The organism is uncultured Polaribacter sp. (genome assembly GCF_947501385.1).
Classification (GTDB): domain Bacteria; phylum Bacteroidota; class Bacteroidia; order Flavobacteriales; family Flavobacteriaceae; genus Polaribacter.
The window spans coordinates 1-15,753 of the sequence record NZ_CANMVP010000047.1; the positions used below are offsets into that span (position 1 = coordinate 1).

Annotated in this window: 11 protein-coding genes and 1 rRNA gene; 1 reads left to right on the forward strand and 11 read right to left on the reverse strand. The window is 32.7% G+C overall.

What is annotated here, in order from left to right:
* Positions 1-202: 202 nt before the first annotated feature.
* The 11 genes from Q0998_RS18635 to thrS all read right to left on the reverse strand — a co-directional run bounded on the left by Q0998_RS18635 (position 203) and on the right by thrS (position 14,277).
* Positions 203-583, reverse strand: coding sequence for a transposase (locus Q0998_RS18635; RefSeq protein ID WP_299672729.1), 381 nt, complete (start codon positions 581-583; stop codon positions 203-205).
* 334 nt (positions 584-917) lie between these two features.
* The gene (locus Q0998_RS18640; protein WP_299672732.1) at positions 918-3,323 is read right to left on the reverse strand and encodes a glycoside hydrolase family 31 protein; all 2,406 of its coding nucleotides are present in this window, start codon (positions 3,321-3,323) and stop codon (positions 918-920) included.
* Positions 3,324-3,598: 275 nt separating this feature from the next.
* Entirely contained in the window at positions 3,599-5,506 is a 1,908-nt protein-coding gene (gene glgB / locus Q0998_RS18645) for a 1,4-alpha-glucan branching protein GlgB (RefSeq protein ID WP_299672734.1), read from the reverse strand.
* Positions 5,507-5,575: 69 nt separating this feature from the next.
* On the reverse strand, positions 5,576-7,513 hold the full coding sequence (locus Q0998_RS18650) for an alpha-1,4-glucan--maltose-1-phosphate maltosyltransferase (RefSeq protein ID WP_299672737.1): 1,938 nt from the start codon (positions 7,511-7,513) through the stop codon (positions 5,576-5,578).
* Between the two features lie 39 nt (positions 7,514-7,552).
* Entirely contained in the window at positions 7,553-8,818 is a 1,266-nt protein-coding gene (locus Q0998_RS18655; protein WP_299672740.1) for a glucose-1-phosphate adenylyltransferase, read from the reverse strand.
* A gap of 4 nt (positions 8,819-8,822) precedes the next feature.
* On the reverse strand, positions 8,823-10,028 hold the full coding sequence (gene glgA, locus Q0998_RS18660; protein ID WP_299672743.1) for a glycogen synthase: 1,206 nt from the start codon (positions 10,026-10,028) through the stop codon (positions 8,823-8,825).
* A 207-nt stretch (positions 10,029-10,235) separates the two neighbouring features.
* A complete protein-coding gene (locus tag Q0998_RS18665) occupies positions 10,236-10,817 on the reverse strand; it encodes a hypothetical protein (RefSeq protein ID WP_299672746.1) in 582 nt (193 codons plus the stop codon).
* 94 nt (positions 10,818-10,911) lie between these two features.
* Positions 10,912-11,256, reverse strand: coding sequence for a 50S ribosomal protein L20 (gene rplT, locus Q0998_RS18670; protein ID WP_299672749.1), 345 nt, complete (start codon positions 11,254-11,256; stop codon positions 10,912-10,914).
* 133 nt (positions 11,257-11,389) lie between these two features.
* A complete protein-coding gene (rpmI, locus tag Q0998_RS18675) occupies positions 11,390-11,587 on the reverse strand; it encodes a 50S ribosomal protein L35 (protein WP_299672752.1) in 198 nt (65 codons plus the stop codon).
* 117 nt (positions 11,588-11,704) lie between these two features.
* On the reverse strand, positions 11,705-12,223 hold the full coding sequence (gene infC / locus Q0998_RS18680; protein ID WP_299672758.1) for a translation initiation factor IF-3: 519 nt from the start codon (positions 12,221-12,223) through the stop codon (positions 11,705-11,707).
* A gap of 113 nt (positions 12,224-12,336) precedes the next feature.
* Positions 12,337-14,277 (reverse strand): threonine--tRNA ligase, encoded by a 1,941-nt coding sequence (gene thrS / locus Q0998_RS18685; protein ID WP_299672755.1) that lies wholly within the window; start codon positions 14,275-14,277, stop codon positions 12,337-12,339.
* A gap of 1,197 nt (positions 14,278-15,474) precedes the next feature.
* Here thrS and Q0998_RS18690 point away from each other — a divergent pair.
* A 16S ribosomal RNA gene (locus Q0998_RS18690) occupies positions 15,475-15,753 on the forward strand; the annotation flags it as partial.

Below are 15,753 nucleotides of genomic sequence, written 5' to 3' on the forward strand. Positions count from 1 at the left end.
ATATAAATCGCCATTTGAAAAAGCAGTTTCATCTAGAGATAAATGCAAACCAATATTTTGAGAAAATAAAAGCCAATTTTCTGCATGTGATTTTTGATCCCAAGAGCTGAAATCGCTTAAAAAATCTTTGTATTGCCTCTGTAGATTTCTTGGATGAACTCCATAAAAATCAGCAATAAGACTTGTGCTGGTAGCGTGATTACTAACTGATTTCTTTTAAAAAAGTAGCAAATTCACTAGTAATTCTAGTTCCTTTTGCTACCAAATTCCAATCTCTTGTAACTACTTTATTAGTGGATTGTTCAATCCATCTACGCCTTATAATGTGTAAATAAACATTCTTACCTCGAATAGGGAAATCTTGAACAGTAGCTTCTGGAAAAAAGCCTTTGGAGTGTAGTTTCTGACCTTTAAATTCTTCAGAAGTATTATTTATTTCTTTAAAATAAAAGTGAATTTCTTCCTCTTTAACATCATATTTACTTAAATCAAAATAAGTAGTCAAAATTTCTGGAAGTAGTAATTTAGCTATGGACAATAAACTATCTGAAGGCATAAAATTTTTAATGCAAAGTTCAATCATTTTTAGTTACTCCACAACTTTTGGTGTTGATCCATTATTTTCTGGAATATCTAAAAAAAATAAATTTTTGCAACATGATTTCAAAAATAGATTGGATGTTTTTTTAAAAAATAAAAAGCGATTAAAGTTTTAGGGGAAACTTTTAATCGCTTTTTTTGTCAAACAAATATTTTATTAGAAAGTCTTATAGAATTATACAATATGGGGTTATAAGAATTCCTAACACTACAAATATATAGTACTTAAAACAATCTCACAATCCCTGAATTCAGGGTATTTTTAGTATCCCTGAATTCAGGGGTACCTATCCCTGAATTCAGGGATAGTACCTTTTTTATTTTCCGAATAAATGAAGCTCCATAAATTCTTTGTTTATAGTGATAGCTTGGGTTTTAGAGCCATTTACATTGTCTAACTCAATGGCTACATTGTCTATCTGAACCGTGCTAATTTCGAACGGTAAATTGTGAAAAACAATATTGAACTTAGAGTAGTCTGCGTTAAAGTCGCCACGTTTGTGTTGTTGTAATATAATTTCTTTCTTTTTACCCGTTACTTTAAATGTACGTAAGCTAAATCTTCCTTTTTTATAATCATATCCATCATGCGCATCATCATATAATTTTGAAGTTTCTTTTCCTGCTTTATAATAAACATCTAAAGTAATTTCATTAAACTTCTTTTCACCAACATATTGTTGTACAGGATATTTTGGAATTACAGCACCTTCTTTAATAAATATTGGCATTGCGTCTATCTCTGCATCTACCCACATTTCTTTTCCACCTTCAACCACTTCGTCTGTCCATAAGTTATACCATTTTCCTCTAGGAACATACATTCTTCTTCCTTTGGCATTTGGTTCTAAAATTGGGCAAATTAAAATCTGATCTCCATATACAAATTCATCACTCCTATAATGGGTTGCAGTATCTTCTTGATCGTACAATACTAACGATTTTAAAATAGGAGTTCCGTCTGTGATATACTTCCAAAAAGCCGTGTATAAATAGGGTAGTAGTTGGTATCTTAATTCGACAAATTTTCTTACAATATCTGTAATTTCTTCCCCAAAAACCCAAGGTTCTTGATCTCCATGATCTCCAGAAGAATGTACTCTACAAAAAGCATGGAAAATTCCTAATTGAATCCACCTTGCAAATAATTCTCCTTGGGGTTGTTCTGCAAAACCACCAATATCAGATCCTGCAAAAGAAAAACCAGACATGGCCATTCTTTGTGCCTGATTATTTGCAATGGCTAAATGTTCCCAAGTGGCAACATTATCTCCCATCCAAGTAGAGGTATAGCGTTGTGCGCCAGAATAGGCAGATCTTGTAATTACAAAAGGTCTTTTTGGATATGCATATTTTTTTAACCCATGATAGGTTGCACGCGCCATCTGTGTTCCGTAAATATTGTGTGCTTTTCTATGTGAACAAGGATTGCCATCATAATCATGACGTACATCATTTGGAAATGTTTTATTGGGAACATCCATCACTGCAGGTTCATTCATATCATTCCAAACACCTTTTACACCAATGTCTTCAATTAATTCTTGAAACAAACCAGACCACCATTCTCTTACTTCTGGTTTTGTATAATCTGGAAAATAACACTCTCCAGGCCAAACTTTACCTTTCATGTAAGGGCCATCTGCTCGTTTACAAAAATAATCTTTGTCTAGTGCTTCTTTAAAAACATCGTATTCTAAATCGATTTTAATTCCTGGATCTATAATAACTACGGTTTTAAAACCATCATCTTCTAGTTCTTTTACCATCCTTTTAGGATCTGGAAAATGTTTTTTATCCCAAGTAAAACAACGAAAGCCATCCATATAATCGATATCTAAATAGATTGCATCACAAGGAATTTTTAAATCTCGAAAGGTTTTTGTAATTTCTTTTACATTACTTTCTGGATAATAACTCCATTTACATTGATGAAAACCTAAAGCCCATAATGGAGGCAATGCATGAGGTTTACCCGTTAAATCTGTATAATTTCTTACCACATCATTCATTTCTGGACCGTAAATAAAATAGTAGTTCATTTCACCACCAGACGCCCAAAAACTTGTAACATTTCTTCTTTCGTGTGCAAAATCGAAATGTGTTTTAAAGGTATTGTCAAAGAAAACACCGTAGGCCTTATTGTCTTGTATGGCCGTATAAAAAGGAATTGCTTTGTAAATAGGATCTGTATTTTTACCAAAAGCATAGGAATCTGTTGCCCAGTTTTCAAAACGCTTTCCCTTCAAATTTACATCTACAGGTTTATCTCCCAAACCATAGAAGCTTTCAGATTTCTGACAAATTTTACTCATTTTTACAATGTCTCCACCAAACTCATAACTTTCTTCCCAATGAAAACCTATTTCATCTTCATTAATTAATTTTAAGTCTAAAGCATCAAACAAACGTACTTGTAAACTTTGCTTTTCTACTTTACAAATTAATTTTGCGGTTGTAATAATATACGATTCTTCGTCTTCTGTAACTTTTAAAAAGTTGTAGCCTCTACTTGCATGGATAGTAATTCCGTAAGAAAAATCATTTTCAAATTTACCCGTGGTAGAATATCTAAAACGAATCACGCTATCTCTTACCACAGTAACTTGTAGCGCAACATTATTTTTTGTTAAGAAATAGAGCGTATCTACATCTTTTCTATAATTTATTATTTCTGATGGAAATAAATTTCCTTTTTGTTCTAGTTCTGTATTAACAATCATAAATTTTGGTTGTTTATTGTACTTGTAAAAATCGTAAAAGATTGTAAAATACCATCGGTTAAAACTGCTTTTTTACGATAACGTATTCGTCAACTTTAAAGACAAAAATATCGCTTATTTATTTAAATATTAAGCAAATATAATTTCTTTTAGAACTTGGTTAAAGAATTTTTAAAGTCTTAAAAATAGGCTCTTTTATTATGAAGTTTAAAAAATAAATCCTCTTTTTTTATCAGTTTCATAGGTGAAAATTTAAAGAGGATTTTACTTTGATTTTATTTGTATTTATAAGCAAGCATCCCTAATGGAGGAAGGTTTAATTCTATTGAGTTTTCTCTTCCATTCCACTCTTTTTTTTCAGAGGCTAACTGTTTATTTATATAATTTCCTGTACCGTTATAGTCTAAAGCATCGCTATTAAATACTTCTTTTAGGGTTCCTGCTTTTGGTAAGCCAATTCTATAATTCTCTCTCGGAATAGGCGTCATGTTTAAAATAATTACCATGTTTTCTTTTTCCTTGAAGCCTTTTCTAATGTAGGTCATTACAGAGTTTTCATGATCTCCATGATCTATCCATTCAAAACCTTCTGGAGAAAATTGTTTTTCATGCAATGCGGGCTCATTTTTATACAGTTTGTTTACATCTTTCACCAAGGTTTGTACTCCTTTATGCACTTTATAATCTAGTAAATGCCAATCTAAACTTCCGTTAAAATTCCATTCAGAAGTTTGCCCAAATTCACCACCTTGAAACAATAACTTTGTTCCAGGATGTGTGTACATAAAACTATATAATAATCGTAGGTTTGCAAATTTTTGCCATTCATCACCAGGCATTTTATCTACAATAGATTTTTTACCATACACAACTTCGTCATGAGAAAGTGGCAGCATAAAGTTTTCTGTAAATGCATAATTTAAACTGAAGGTTAAATCGTTTTGATGATGCTTTCTATACACAGGTTCTTTGGTGAAATAGTCTAAAGAGTCATGCATCCAGCCCATCATCCATTTCATTCCAAAACCCAAGCCACCATCATAAATGGGTCTCGATACTTTAGAAAATGAGGTAGATTCTTCTGCGATAGTTTGCACATCTGGAAAAGCTTCATACACCGCTGTATTCATTTCTTTGATAAAATCGATGGCTTCTAAATATTCATTTCCACCAAACATATTTGGTTCCCATTGCCCATCTTCTCTAGAATAATCTAAAAATAACATCGAAGCCACAGCGTCTACTCTTAAACCGTCTGCATGATATTGATCTAACCAAAAAATAGCATTACTAATTAAAAATGCTTTGATTTCATTTCGACCATAATTGAAAATTAAACTCTTCCAATCTTGGTGGTATCCTTTTCTCTGATCTGGATGTTCATATAAATGTGTGCCATCAAAATAGCCCAAACCATGATCGTCTGAAGGAAAGTGCGAAGGCACCCAGTCTAGTAAAACTCCAATTCCTTTTTCGTGAAATTTATCTACTAAAAATTTAAATTCATCGGGATATCCAAAACGAGATGTTGGTGCAAAATATCCTGTTAATTGATAGCCCCAACTTGGGTCATAAGGATATTCCATAATTGGCATAAATTCTACATGCGTAAAATTCATTTCTTCTACATAAGCTACCAATTGATCTGCCAACTCTACATAACTTAAAAAACGGTTTTCTTCTATTTGCCTTTTCCAAGAACCCAAATGCACTTCATAAACAGAAAAAGGCGCATCTAATGCATTGTTTTTCTTTCTGTTTTTCATCCATTTTTTATCTTTCCAAGCATAAGTGTCTTCCCAAACTACAGAAGCCGTTTTCGGTGGATGTTCGCATCTTCTAGCAAAAGGGTCTGCTTTTTCTGTGACGATATCATTATGAGAACTTTGTATTTTATATTTGTAAATATTGCCTTTTTTAACTCCAGGAATAAAACCTTCCCAAATACCACTTCCATCCCAACGGACGTTTAAATGGTGTTCTCCTTCTAGCCAAAAATTAAAATCTCCTATCACAGAAACCATTTTTGCACTAGGCGCCCAAACTGCAAAATAAGTTCCTACCTCACCATCTACGGTGGTAATGTGAGCTCCAAATTTTTCGTAAAGACGATAATGTTTCCCTGCCTTAAAGAGGTTGATATCAAATTCTGTAAAAAGACTGTGTACTTTTGTTTGTGCCATATTTTTTATGAATTCGTAATGTTAGCAATACTATTACTAAAGCAAAATGGTATACTTTCCTTAAAATTTTTACTTATTTATTTTAAAGATATGAAAAGGTAAATTTGCATGAAGTTCCACAAAGTTCCATTCATGATACCAATTGTATGTGTTTTTTGTGACCAAGTCTTCAACTTCAACTTTATGACCATGATGAATCTTCAAATCATGCAAGGGCAATTGTACAGAACCAGATTGTTCATTGTAGGCATCTAAACTGATAATGGTTAGCGTTTCATTCGTTCTGTCATCATTCCATTTATAAAAAGCAATCAAAGAATCGTTACCAGTTTCAACAAACTTGATGTTATTTGTTTGTTGAAAAGATTCGTTGTCTTTCCGTATGTTGTTGATCTTTGCAATCAAGGTAGTTACTTTATTTTCTTTGAACCAATCATATTGGCAAAGTTGAAACTTTTCTGACATGTAGTATTCTTCCTTTCCAGGAATTGGCGTGCTTATCATCTGTTCAAAAACAGGACCGTAAATACCAATATTAGAACTTAAAGTTGCTGCCAAAGCATAACGTTGTAAATATTTGCTTTCTGGAGCACCTTGTAAATGAAACGGATTAATATCTGGTGTATTTGGCCAGAAATTAGGACGCATAAATTCTTTTTGATTTGTTTGCGTTAGCTCATTCATATACGCCATCAGTTCATGTTTAGAATCACGCCAAGTAAAATATGTATAGGATTGTGTGTATCCTTGTTTTGCTAATTGTTGCATTACTTTGGGAGCTGTAAATGCTTCTGCCAAAAATAACACGTCAGGATGTTTTTTCTTGACTTCACTAATTACCCAGTTCCAAAAATAATAAGGTTTTGTATGCGGATTGTCTACTCTAAATATATAGATGCCACAATCAATCCAATACAATAAAGTATCTAAACATTCTTGCCAGAGGTTTTTGTAATCTTTTGTTTCCCAATAAATGGGAAGGATGTCTTGGTATTTTTTTGGAGGATTTTCTGCATATTGAACCGTACCATCGGGTCTCCATTTAAACCAATCTGGATGTTCTTTTACCCAAGGATGGTCTGGTGCCGCTTGCAATGCATAATCCATCGCAATTTCAATATCTAGTTCTTTTGCTTTTTGTATTAATTTTTTAAAATCTTCTACGCTTCCTAATGCTGGATGTATGTCTTTATGCCCACCTTTTTCAGAACCTATTCCCCAAGTAGAACCAACATCTCCATCTTGTGCAACTGTGGTATTGTTTTTACCTTTCCTATTTACTTCACCAATGGGATGCACAGGAGGGAAGTATAACGTATCAAAACCCATTTTAGCAATTCTTGGTAATAATCTATGGCAATCATTAAATGTACCGTGTGTACCTTCTTCTTCTGAAGCGGAACGTGGAAAAAACTCATACCAAGTGCTAAATCTTGCTTTTTTCCGATCCACATACACTGGGTATTCTTCTGAAGTTTGTGAAAGTATTTTTTCAGGGTTTTCCTTAAAAATTCTTGTAAGTTTTTCTGAAACGGCTTCTTGGGTAGCCTCATTATAACGACTAGGTTCTTTAAATAGAGCAATCAAATTAGATAAGTATTTTTTATCATCCTTGGCTACTTTATTCAGCAAGTTAGAAAGAATTGCTGCACCTTCTAAAAGCTCTGAATTTACATGCTGATAATCGTCTATTTTTCTTTGAATACCATGCTGCCAATTTAAAGAATGGTCTACCCAACCTTCAACTTTATAAGCATAAAAACCTTGTTTTGTGGTGTGAAAGCTTGCCGTATATGCATTGTTATGAATAGATGACATTCTTATTTCTTTCCACTCTTTTTCTGATTGATGTTTGTAATGTACGCTAGATTGAATCATATCATGACCATCAACTAAAACATCTGCAGTTACGTTTACAATTTCGTCAACAACACGTTTAATAGATGCTTTTCCACAATTTATTTGTGGCGCAATATTTTCTACTACAATTCTACTTTGATTTTGCATGAATGGATGGTGATTTTTATAAAAAAGAAAGAATTTCTATTAACCGATGTTGGTGCCTTTGGCTATAATGGCGTCTTTTTTAATAACTACAATGCCGTCTTTTACCAAATAGGTGTCTGTTTCTACATCTGCTATATGTGGACCACCATTAATTCTAACATCGTCTCCAATTCTACAGTTTTTATCGATAATACAGTTATGAATATAACATCGATCACCAATTCCCATCATAATTTCAATCTTATTTTGTGCGACTTCCTCTAGAGTTTCATAAAAATCGTTACCCATCATATAGGTATTTGAAATCAATGAGTTTTTACCAATTCTAGAACGAATTCCTATCACAGATCTGTCTATTTTTTCTGCATGAATTAAACAACCATCTCCAATAACAGCTTTGTTTAAAATAGAACCAGAAATTTTAGAAGTTGGTAGTATTCTAGGTCTTGTATAAATACCTTTATTGTCATACAAATTAAATTGAGGCACATCATCTGTTAAGCCTAGGTTGGCTTCGAAAAAAGAATCTATATTTCCTATATCTGTCCAATAACCTTCATATTGGTAGCTTAATGTTTTGTGCTTTTTTATGGCTTGCGGAATGATTTCTTTTCCAAAATCATTGGTGTCTGGATTGTTCATTAGTTTTACTAACAAATCTCTATTAAAGATATAAATACCCATAGAAGCTAAATAATCTCTACCTTGAGATTTCATTTCATCACTGACATCAGAAGTCCAATCAGGCAATAATTCTGGAGCTGGTTTCTCTATAAAAGATGTAATTATATTTTCATTATTTGTTTTTAAAAGCCCAAACTGAGTGGCATCTTTGGCATTTACAGGATAAGTGGCAATAGAAATTTCTGCGCCACTTTCTCTATGTTTTTTAATCATATCATTAAAATCCATTTGATACAATTGATCTCCAGATAAAATTAAAGCATACTCAAAATCATTCTCTAAAAAGTGATGCATACTTTGCCTTACAGCATCTGCAGTCCCCTGAAACCATTGATCGCTTTGTATGGTTTGTTCTGCCGCTAAAACATCTACAAAAGCAGAACTAAAAAAACTAAAATGATAGGTATTTTTGATGTGTTTATTTAACGATGCAGAATTAAACTGCGTTAAAACATACATTCTTTTAATGTCTGAATTTATACAGTTTGAAATCGGGATGTCTACCAATCTATATTTACCAGCAATAGGTACTGCTGGTTTAGACCTGTCTTTTGTTAAAGGGTATAATCTTGAACCTTGTCCTCCACCTAAAATAATTCCGAGTACTTTATTATTAATCATAAGGTTATTTTTTTAAAGTTTTGTATAATGCTTGTACTTGTTTCGAGATCGATATCCAATCGAAATATTCTTCTACTCTTTCTCGACCTTTTTTAGCCATCGCATCTCTTATTGCTGGATTGCGAATTACCTTGTTTACGCCGTTTGCTAAATCTCTTGAAAATTTATCAGGATCTATTGGCTCAAAAGGAGCAGATTCTTGTTGTGCAACAGGAATTAAAAATCCGGTTTCTTCATGAACAACTACTTCTTTAATTCCACCAACAGCGCTTGCTACTACAGCGGTATTGCAAGCCATTGCTTCAATATTTATAATACCAAAAGGTTCGTAAATAGACGGACAGCAAAAAACGTCTGCATGAGAATATAATTGAATGACCTCTTTTTTGGTAATCATTTTATCGATCCAAATAATATTGTCTCGATTTTGCTTTACTTCGTTCACAGCATCTTCCATTTCTTTGCCAATTTCTGGAGTATCTGGTGCACCTGCACACAGCACAATTTGCGTTTCAGAATCTATATACTTGATAGCATTTACCAAATGAATAATTCCTTTTTGTCTTGTAATTCTACCTACAAAAAGTACATAAGGTTTTGTCTTGTCTATACCGTATGCATCTAATGTAGAAGTCTCTTGCGTAGTAATGTATTGTTGCAGGTTGATGCCGTTATAAATGACTTTAATTTTATCTTCATCAACATCAAAATGTTTTAAAACATCTTCTTTTGTTTCTTCTGAAACCGCAATTAAAGCATCTGCCATTTCTATGGCTGTTTTTTCTATCCAAGAAGAAGCATCATAGCCACGGCCTAATTGTTCTCTTTTCCAGGGTCTTAATGGTTCTAATGAATGTGTTGTAATGACCAATGGAACACCGTAACATAATTTTGCAACTATGCCCGCAAAATGTGCGTACCAAGTATGACAATGAACTACGTCTGCATCTACGGCTTCCGCATTCATATATAATCCTGTGCTTAATGTTTTAAGAACGGCTTTAAGTTTGTCATCAGTTTTGTCGAAGACAGCATTTTCAAAAGGAAAGCCTTTTACACTTAAATTACTGCTAGTTTCATCTTGATCTCCAAAGCATCTAACTTCAACTTGCATTAATTTTGCTAACTCAGCAGCAAGATATTCTACATGAACACCTGCGCCACCATATACGTAAGGAGGAAATTCTCTAGTATAAAAAAGGGCTTTCATAAATTTTGTAAGATTAGGTTTGTTACTTATTTTAGACTTTTAAGATATAAAATAAGCACTAAGTTTACAAAATAAATGAGTTGTTTTTTTTCTTAGGAATAATTTTATCAGTTTGATAATTTTATCTAAACAATTAAGATGTTTGGTATTGATATTTTAGAGTAATTAAGAAACAACAAAGAATACAATAACTATAACCTTAATTTTTTAAATATTTCGATGTTTATTTATTTCATCTTGTAGTTGTCTTCTTATTTTTTGCTCTCTTTCTAATGATTTTTTTCGATGTTGCTCATATTCAAGCTCTACACTGGCTAAATTATTTTGTGCTTCTTTGGTGTCTATATTGTTTTTTGAAAACTTAAAGATAAAATATACGAGCGCACAGATAAGACCTAGAATTAAAGCCCATAAGAAAAGATTATAACTTGTTTTACTCAACTGTAAACCAAAAAGTGAAATTGAATTTTCTTTTCGTATAGAAGCATCAAGATCTGTACGTGTTTTGCTTAAAGAATCTTTGGTTGTTTGAATATTATCTCGTTCCGTTTTAAGAAGAAGGTTTTTTTCTAAGACCAATGTTTTAGCCTCTTTTAAAGAATCTAAAACGTTTTGTTTTAGCTTTAAAAACTTATCCTTACTAATTACCTTATAGGTTTGGTAACTTGTAGATGTTCTATAGATTTTATCAAACTGACTCTTAAGGGTAGCGTCATCAACCCTCTTTTCTTGCGAAAAAGAAATTGAACTTAGTAAAATGCTTGCAACTATTAAAACACGTAATTTCATTTTGAATTGTATTAGAGGTTATTTAAAATATAAAAGTAATAAAAAAACCCAAACGAATCCGTTTGGGTTTTTATTATAAGCAAGTAATTTATATTTATTTAATTTTTTCTACAACTGCCTTAAAAGTGTCTGGGTTGTTTACAGCTAAATCAGCTAAAACCTTACGGTTTAAATCGATATTATTAGCTTTCACTTTTCCCATAAACTGAGAGTAAGACATTCCATTTAAACGAGCTGCGGCGTTGATACGCACAATCCATAAAGAACGGAAGTTTCTCTTATTGTTTTTACGGTCACGGTATGCATAAAGCATTCCTTTTTCAACCGCATTTTTTGCTACTGTATAAACGTTTTTTCTACGTCCGAAGTAACCTTTTGCTGCCTTCAAGATTTTTTTTCTTCTTTTTCTTGAGGCTACTGAATTTACTGATCTTGGCATAATTTCAATGTGTTTTGTAGTAGGCGGTCGATAATTGACACTTCTGTATTTTTTTACTTTGTAAATCTAAAATCTACAATCGTATTTTAAATAGCCTAACTCCATGGTTAATAATTAAATTCCCTTATTAAACTTACTTTAAGCTTAACTGTTGCTTAATGTTAGACTCGTCTGCTTTATGTACTAAAGTATCATGAGTTAACCTTAATTTACGTTTTTTAGACTTCTTTGTTAAGATATGACTTTTAAACGCGTGCTTTCTTTTGATTTTACCAGTACCTGTAACTTTAAATCGTTTTTTAGCACTAGATTTGGTTTTCATTTTAGGCATCTCTCCTTCGTTTTTATCTTGCTTATAAATTTGTTATCCTGAAAGGTTTCAAAAACCTTGTAGGTATATTTAATATTAAAATGTAATACTGAACTTATCAAAGAACCATTTTAAATTTTATTTTACTTTTTTGGGAGCAATAAACATAATCATACGTTTACCTTCTAATCTTGGTAACTGCTCAACTTTACCATATTCTTCTAATTCTTGGGCTAATTTTAATAATAAAATTTGGCCTTGTTCTTTAAAGATGATTGATCTGCCTTTAAAGAAAACAAATGCTTTTAATTTAGCACCATCCTGTAAAAATTTTATAGCATGTTTTTTCTTAAATTCGTAATCATGCTCATCTGTCTGAGGTCCAAAACGTATCTCTTTAATAGTGACTTTTGTGGCTTTAGACTTTAAAGCTTTTTCACGTTTCTTTTGCTCATACAAGAACTTCTTGTAATCAATAATTTTACAAACAGGTGGTTTTGCCTTTGGCGAAATCTCTACCAAATCCAATTCCTGTTCTTTGGCTAGATCCTTAGCTTTTTCTAAAGGATATACACCCACTTCTACATTGTCGCCCACAAGACGAACTTCGTCAACATATTTTATTTTTTCATTAATCCTATGTTGATCTTCTTTGATTACTCTTAACGGTCTTCTCGACCTACTTCTACGTATTGCTATGACTTATAATTTTTAAATTTAACTTATGGTTGTTTTCCAACCTTTTTGTTTTTATGGAATTTCAAAATTAATTAAAATTTCTTCAATGTTTTACTTTCTTCGGTTTTAATTAGAGATATAAATTGGTCTATTGTAAAAGTACCTAAATCTCCTTCCCCGTGCTTTCTTACAGAAACCGTGCCATCTTCTTCCTCTTTTTCACCAACAATTACCATAAACGGAATTTTGCCAACTTCTGCATCTCGTATTTTACGTCCAGTTTTCTCACTTCGGTTGTCTACGAGGGCGCGAATTTCGGAATTTTCTAACGATTCTAAAACTTTTTCTGAATATTTTTGATATTTATCACTGATTGGCAATAAGATAACTTGGTCTGGAGTTAACCAAATAGGGAAGTTTCCCCCTGTGTGTTCTAGTAAAACCGCAATAAAGCGCTCCATAGAACCAAAGGGTGCTCTATGAATCATTACAGGTCTGTGTAGTTGATTATCTGCTCCTTTATAGGTTAAATCGAAACGTTTTGGCAAATTATAATCCACTTGTATGGTTCCTAACTGCCAACTTCTGCCTAAAGCATCCTTTACCATGAAGTCTAATTTTGGTCCATAAAAAGCAGCTTCGCCTTCTTCAATTACAAAATTTAACCCTTTATCTGTTGCGGCATTTATAATTGCCTGTTCAGCAATTTCCCAAGTGTCAGCATCACCTATATATTTATCTGGGTTGCTTTTGTCTCTAATGGAAACTTGAGCAGTAAAATCTTCAAATCCTAAAGAACCAAATACATATAATACCAAATCGATAACATCTTTAAACTCTTGGTCTAATTGTTCTGGTGTACAAAAAATATGTGCATCATCTTGTGTAAAACCTCTCACACGAGTCAAACCGTGTAATTCTCCACTTTGCTCATATCGATATACCGTGCCAAATTCAGCAAAACGTTTTGGTAAGTCTTTATATGAATATGGTTTAAAATTGTAAACCTCACAATGGTGCGGACAATTCATAGGCTTCAACAAAAACTCTTCATCCATTTTCGGAGTCTTTATCGATTGGAAACTATCTTCGCCATACTTTTCATAATGCCCAGAAGTAACATACAGTTCTTTCTGACCAATATGTGGCGTCATTACCATTTCGTAACCCGCTTTCTTTTGAGCTTTCTTTAAAAAATCTTCTAAACGACCTCTTAAAGCTGCACCTTTTGGCAACCACAAAGGCAAACCAGCACCAACTTTTTGAGAAAATGTAAACAATTCTAACTCTCTACCTAGTTTTCTATGATCACGTTTCTTAGCTTCTTCTAACAATTCTAAATACTCAGTAAGCAATTTTTGCTTCGGAAAACTAATTCCGTAAACTCTAGTCAACTGATTATTTTTCTCGTCACCACGCCAATATGCGCCAGCCACACTCATTATTTTAATTGCTTTTATAATTCCTGTATTAGGAATGTGCCCTCCTCTACATAAGTCTGTAAAATTATTGTGGTCACAAAAAGTGATTTCTCCATCCGTTAAGTTTTCAATCAACTCCACTTTATATGGATTGTTTTCTTCTTTATATAAAGACAATGCAGCTGCTTTAGATACTTCTCTTATTTTAAACTCATGTTTTCCACGAGCTATTTCTAAAAACTTAGTTTCAATTTTCTTAAATTCTTTATCAGTAAGCACATCTTCTCCAAAATCAACATCATAATAAAAACCGTTATCAATAGCAGGTCCTATTGTTAATTTCGCATTCGGATAAAAACTTAAAATAGCTTCTGCCAAAACGTGAGCTGAGGAATGCCAAAAAGCTTTTTTTCCCCCATCATCATTAAACGTATATAAAATTAAAGAACCATCTGTGGTTAGTGGAGTAGTAGTTTCAACCGTTGTTCCGTTAAAACTTGCCGAAATTACGTTTCTTGCGAAACCTTCACTTATGCTTTTTGCAACATCCATTGGAGTGCTATTCACAGCAAACTCCTTAATACTTCCGTCAGGTAAGGTAATTTTAATCATTTAATGGTTCTAATTTAGGATTGCAAAGATATTAGAAAACAATTTTTTACACAATATATATATGTACTTATTAGTAAAGACTATTTTCTTTAGGGTGTTCCCGCACAAAAAAGTGCGGTCGGGCTTTCCATAGTATCTTTTTATGCTGAATTGATTTCAGCAGGTTACTTTTAACCAAGGATTTTTATTTGTTTTAACAGATGCTGTATCCAGTTTTCCATAAAAAGGATGCCATTTCAATCCCTAACCCGTTCAATTTAGTGTTAGATATTAAAGATCATATGTGTTTTTGAGAATAAAAAGCAACTCCAATTTAAATTTCCCCCTATGTTTTCTATGCCTCTATGTGTTAAAAACACCACCCTAATGATTCTTTTAAGCATCAAACAGTTTATTTAAAAAGGCAAAATCTTCAAAACAGTTCACAATTCCAAGAGTGCTTCATTACTATAAACTCGAATTCGGCGAGTTTTATAGACAACCGTATTAATCACGAACCCACGTAAAATCTCACGAATATAAAGCATGCACCCTAAAAGCTGATAAACTTTAAAAAAAAGCGCATTTTTTTTTAGCATTTAAAGTCCGTCATTTCAAGGCTTTAAAAGGGTGTAAAAAAATAAACAAAAAAAGAATTGACAAAAGAGTTGTGAGATTAAAAATGCGTTGTATATTTGCACCCGCTAACGGAAATATCGAAGTTAGTTTCGTTCATTGAGATTGTTGTTTTAGCCTTGTTAGCTGTATAGGATTGTTGTTTTTAATTTAATTTTTAGTGATAAAAAAGATTAAAAAAACTTCAAATTTTATTAGGTTGATAAGAGAAAAAGCTAGTATCTTTGCCGTCCGAAATATCGGGTATATAAGTTCAAGTTTTAAGGGTTGTAAAAAGTTTTAAAAATTTATTTATTTTTTGCTTGTCAATTAAAAAATAAGTTTTAGATTTGCACCCGCTAACAGAAATAGCAAAAACGTTCAGAGGAGTTTTGGAATAGTAATTTAAGATTATTAGTTAGTTCGAGTCTAACACTTTTACAAATTAGGATGTATAACGAGTGTTTACAGCATGAGTGCAATACCCTAAAAGTTCATTGAAAATATTGAAATTGACAGCGTAAACAAAGAGTAGAATAACCATACTGAATTTATTTCAGTATAAATTCTTTTGAAACTTATTCATTCATATTATAAAAATATACAATGAAGAGTTTGATCCTGGCTCAGGATGAACGCTAGCGGCAGGCTTAACACATGCAAGTCGAGGGGTAACATTGGTGCTTGCACCAGATGACGACCGGCGCACGGGTGCGTAACGCGTATAGAACCTACCTTTTACAGGGGAATAGCCTTTAGAAATGAAGATTAATGCCCCATAGTATTGAGACTTGGCATCAAGACTTAATTAAAGATTTATCGGTAAAAGATGGCTATGCGTCCTATTAGTTAGTTGGTAAGGTAACGGCTTACCAAGACATC